At 49.8% G+C, this 4,769-nt stretch carries 2 tRNA genes and 2 rRNA genes; all 4 read right to left on the bottom strand.

The window, feature by feature from the left end:
- Positions 1-84: 84 nt before the first annotated feature.
- Positions 85-2,941: ribosomal RNA gene (locus JMX98_RS13390) — 23S ribosomal RNA — on the bottom strand.
- A gap of 326 nt (positions 2,942-3,267) precedes the next feature.
- A tRNA-Ala gene (locus tag JMX98_RS13395) sits at positions 3,268-3,343 on the bottom strand.
- An 8-nt stretch (positions 3,344-3,351) separates the two neighbouring features.
- Positions 3,352-3,428 (bottom strand) — tRNA-Ile (locus JMX98_RS13400).
- Between the two features lie 73 nt (positions 3,429-3,501).
- Positions 3,502-4,769 (bottom strand): 16S ribosomal RNA (locus JMX98_RS13405); the annotation flags it as partial.

A 4,769-nucleotide genomic window follows, 5' to 3' on the forward strand; every position in this document is an offset into this window, starting at 1 on the left:
TGACTTAAGTATCACTTATCCTAACTGAATCAAGGATAACGGTGATATCGATATAATGCTTGATACAAACCACTTGGGTGTTGTATGGTCAAGCCAAACGAGCAATTAGTACAGGTTAGCTACACGCATCACTGCGCTTCCACACCCTGCCTATCAACGTCCTAGTCTTGAACGGCTCTTTAGGGAAATCTAATCTTGAGGTGGGCTTCCCGCTTAGATGCTTTCAGCGGTTATCCCATCCGAACGTAGCTACCGGGCAATGCCATTGGCATGACAACCCGAACACCAGCGGTTCGTCCACTCTGGTCCTCTCGTACTAGGAGCAGATCCTCTCAAATTTCCAACGCCCACGGTAGATAGGGACCGAACTGTCTCACGACGTTCTAAACCCAGCTCGCGTACCTCTTTAAATGGCGAACAGCCATACCCTTAGGACCTGCTTCAGCCCTAGGATGAGATGAGCCGACATCGAGGTGCCAAACACCGCCGTCGATATGAACTCTTGGGCGGTATCAGCCTGTTATCCCCAGAGTACCTTTTATCCGTTGAGCGATGGCCCTTCCATACAGAACCACCGGATCACTAAGACCTACTTTCGTACCTGCTCGACTTGTGGGTCTCGCAGTTAAGCGCGCTTTTGCCTTTATACTCTATGAACGATTTCCGACCGTTCTGAGCGCACCTTCGTACTCCTCCGTTACTCTTTAGGAGGAGACCGCCCCAGTCAAACTACCCACCATACATTGTCCTCGGTATTGTGATACCTGAGTTAGAACCCCAACATGACCAGGGTGGTATTTCAAGGATGGCTCCACCAAGACTGGCGTCTCGGTTTCAAAGCCTCCCACCTATCCTGCACAAGTCAGGTCAAAGTTCAATGTAAAGCTGTAGTAAAGGTTCACGGGGTCTTTCCGTCTAGCCGCGGGTACACAGCATCTTCACTGCGATTTCGATTTCACTGAGTCTCTGCTGGAGACAGCGCTGCCATCATTATGTCATTCGTGCAGGTCGGAACTTACCCGACAAGGAATTTCGCTACCTTAGGACCGTTATAGTTACGGCCGCCGTTTACTGGGGCTTCGATCAAGACCTTCGCATACGCTAAGCCCATCAATTAACCTTCCAGCACCGGGCAGACATCACACCCTATACGTCCACTTTCGTGTTTGCAGAGTGCTGTGTTTTTAATAAACAGTTGCAGCAGCCTGGTATCTGCGACTGCCAATAGCTTACGGAGCAAGTCCTTCACCATCAGCAGCGTACCTTCTCCCGAAGTTACGGTACCATTTTGCCTAGTTCCTTCAGCAGAGTTCTCTCAAGCGCCTTGGTATTCTCTACCTGACCACCTGTGTCGGTTTCGGGTACGATTCGTTTATGACTATCGCTTAGAAGCTTTTCCTGGAAGCATGGTATTTGCCACTTCGTCCTACAAGTAGGACTTGCTATCAGATCTCGGTATAAAATAGCCCGGATTTACCTAAGCTATAAACCTACATCCTTCCACTCAGACAACCATCGCTGAGCTGGCATAACCTTCTCCGTCCCTCCATCGCATCATAAACAAGTATCGGAATATTAACCGATTTCCCATCGACTACGCCTTTCGGCCTCGCCTTAGGGGTCGACTCACCCAGCCCCGATTAACGTTGGACTGGAACCCTTGGTCTTCCGGCGTGCGAGCTTTTCACTCGCATTATCGTTACTCACGTCAGCATTCGCTCTTGTGATACCTCCAGCATGCTTTACAACACACCTTCACAGGCTTACACAACGCTCCCCTACCACTTGAAACAATTTTCAAATCCGCAGCTTCGGCTCCTAGTTTGAGCCCCGTTACATCTTCCGCGCGGGCCGACTCGACTAGTGAGCTATTACGCTTTCTTTAAAGGATGGCTGCTTCTAAGCCAACCTCCTAGCTGTCTATGCCTTCCCACCTCGTTTCCCACTTAACTAGGAATTTGGGGCCTTAGCTGGCGGTCTGGGTTGTTTCCCTCTCCACGATGGACGTTAGCACCCACCGTGTGTCTCCCGGATATCACTCATCGGTATTCGGAGTTTGCATCGGTTTGGTAAGTCGGTATGACCCCCTAGCCGAAACAGTGCTCTACCCCCAATGGTGTTCGTCCGAGGCGCTACCTAAATAGCTTTCGGGGAGAACCAGCTATCACCGAGTTTGATTAGCCTTTCACCCCTATCCACAAGTCATCCCCTGGCTTTTCAACGACAGTGGGTTCGGTCCTCCGGTGCCTGTTACGGCACTTTCAACCTGCTCATGGATAGATCACTCGGTTTCGGGTCTATACCCTGCAACTAGTCGCCCTATTAAGACTCGGTTTCCCTACGGCTCCCCTAAACGGTTAACCTTGCTACAGAATATAAGTCGCTGACCCATTATACAAAAGGTACGCGGTCACCCAACAAGTGGGCTCCCACTGCTTGTACGCACACGGTTTCAGGTTCTATTTCACTCCCCTCACAGGGGTTCTTTTCGCCTTTCCCTCACGGTACTGGTTCACTATCGGTCAGTCAGGAGTATTTAGCCTTGGAGGATGGTCCCCCCATCTTCAAACAGGATTTCTCGTGCCCCGCTCTACTTAATATGTTAACGCTAATGTTTCGAATACAGGACTATCACCTACTATGGTCAGCTTTCCCACGCTGTTCTTCTACATTAGCATTAATCGGCTTCTCCCCGTTCGCTCGCCGCTACTAGGGGAATCTCAATTGATGTCTATTCCTAAGGGTACTGAGATGTTTCACTTCCCCTCGTTCGCTTCTTGTACAAGTACAAGATACTTACCTTATGGTAAGTGGGTTTCCCCATTCAGAAATCTCCGGATCACAGGATATTGCCGCCTCCCCGAAGCTTATCGCAGGCTGTCACGTCTTTCATCGCCTCTGACTGCCAAGGCATCCACCATGTGCGCTTAATTACTTGACCATACAACCCCAAAGGGTCTTTGTCAGCAATTATAACGATATCACCTATGTTTACGCTTGATTCAGTTCTCTTTACTTTGAAGACTAGCCCTTGGGATAACAAACAATGTCGTTAAAAGGCTAGTCTTCAGGTTAGCAATAACACGTGAAATGTTATTGCTAACCCAGACTCATATCTATGTTTTTAAATAGTCTCTATGCTTTCGTCAAGTCATAGATTTCCGTATAAAACAGAAAGAAGCAATCATGTCTTATTCAAGATAAATCACTTGTTTCTATTTAATACCTATTGTATTTATTTGCACTCTAAACTGCCGAGGTTTGTAGTGGTGGAGCCAAACGGAGTCGAACCGTTGACCTCCTGCGTGCAAGGCAGGCGCTCTACCAACTGAGCTATGGCCCCATGTATAATGGTGGGTCTAGGTGGACTTGAACCACCGACCCCCGCGTTATCAACACGGTGCTCTAACCAGCTGAGCTACAGACCCTAGTACGTCCTAAAACGTAAGCTTAAACTAAAGAACAACTTGTTGTGAATTCTTGCTGACCGAATGCTGTCTATAAGGAGGTGATCCAGCCGCAGGTTCCCCTACGGCTACCTTGTTACGACTTCACCCCAGTCATCAACCACACCGTGGTGATCGCCCTCACTAAGTTAGGCTAACCACTTCTGGTGCAATCAACTCCCATGGTGTGACGGGCGGTGTGTACAAGGCCCGGGAACGTATTCACCGCGGCATTCTGATCCGCGATTACTAGCGATTCCTACTTCATGGAGTCGAGTTGCAGACTCCAATCTGGACTACGATAGGCTTTTTGAGATTCGCATCACATCGCTGTGTAGCTACCCTCTGTACCTACCATTGTAGCACGTGTGTAGCCCTGGTCGTAAGGGCCATGATGACTTGACGTCGTCCCCGCCTTCCTCCAGTTTGTCACTGGCAGTATCCTTAGAGTTCCCGGCTTAACCCGCTGGTAACTAAGGACAAGGGTTGCGCTCGTTGCGGGACTTAACCCAACATCTCACGACACGAGCTGACGACAGCCATGCAGCACCTGTATCACAATTCCCGAAGGCACTCTCGTATCTCTACAAGATTCTGTGTATGTCAAGACCAGGTAAGGTTCTTCGCGTTGCATCGAATTAAACCACATGCTCCACCGCTTGTGCGGGCCCCCGTCAATTCATTTGAGTTTTAACCTTGCGGCCGTACTCCCCAGGCGGTCTACTTATTGCGTTAGCTGCGTCACTAAGTCCTCAAGGGACCCAACGACTAGTAGACATCGTTTACGGCGTGGACTACCAGGGTATCTAATCCTGTTTGCTACCCACGCTTTCGAACCTCAGTGTCAGTATGATGCCAGGAAGCTGCCTTCGCCATCGGTATTCCTCCAGATCTCTACGCATTTCACCGCTACACCTGGAATTCTACTTCCCTCTCACCTACTCTAGCTTAACAGTATCAGATGCAGTTCCCAGGTTAAGCCCGGGGATTTCACATCTGACTTATCAAGCCACCTACGCTCGCTTTACGCCCAGTAATTCCGATTAACGCTTGCACCCTCTGTATTACCGCGGCTGCTGGCACAGAGTTAGCCGGTGCTTATTCTGCAGCTAATGTCATCGCTAACGGGTATTAACCGTTAGGTCTTCTTCACTGCTTAAAGTGCTTTACAACCAAAAGGCCTTCTTCACACACGCGGCATGGCTGGATCAGGGTTCCCCCCATTGTCCAATATTCCCCACTGCTGCCTCCCGTAGGAGTCCGGGCCGTGTCTCAGTCCCGGTGTGGCTGATCATCCTCTCAGACCAGCTACAGATCGTCGCC

The organism is Psychrobacter sp. HII-4, from assembly GCF_904846595.1.
Taxonomy (GTDB): Bacteria; Pseudomonadota; Gammaproteobacteria; order Pseudomonadales; family Moraxellaceae; genus Psychrobacter; species Psychrobacter celer.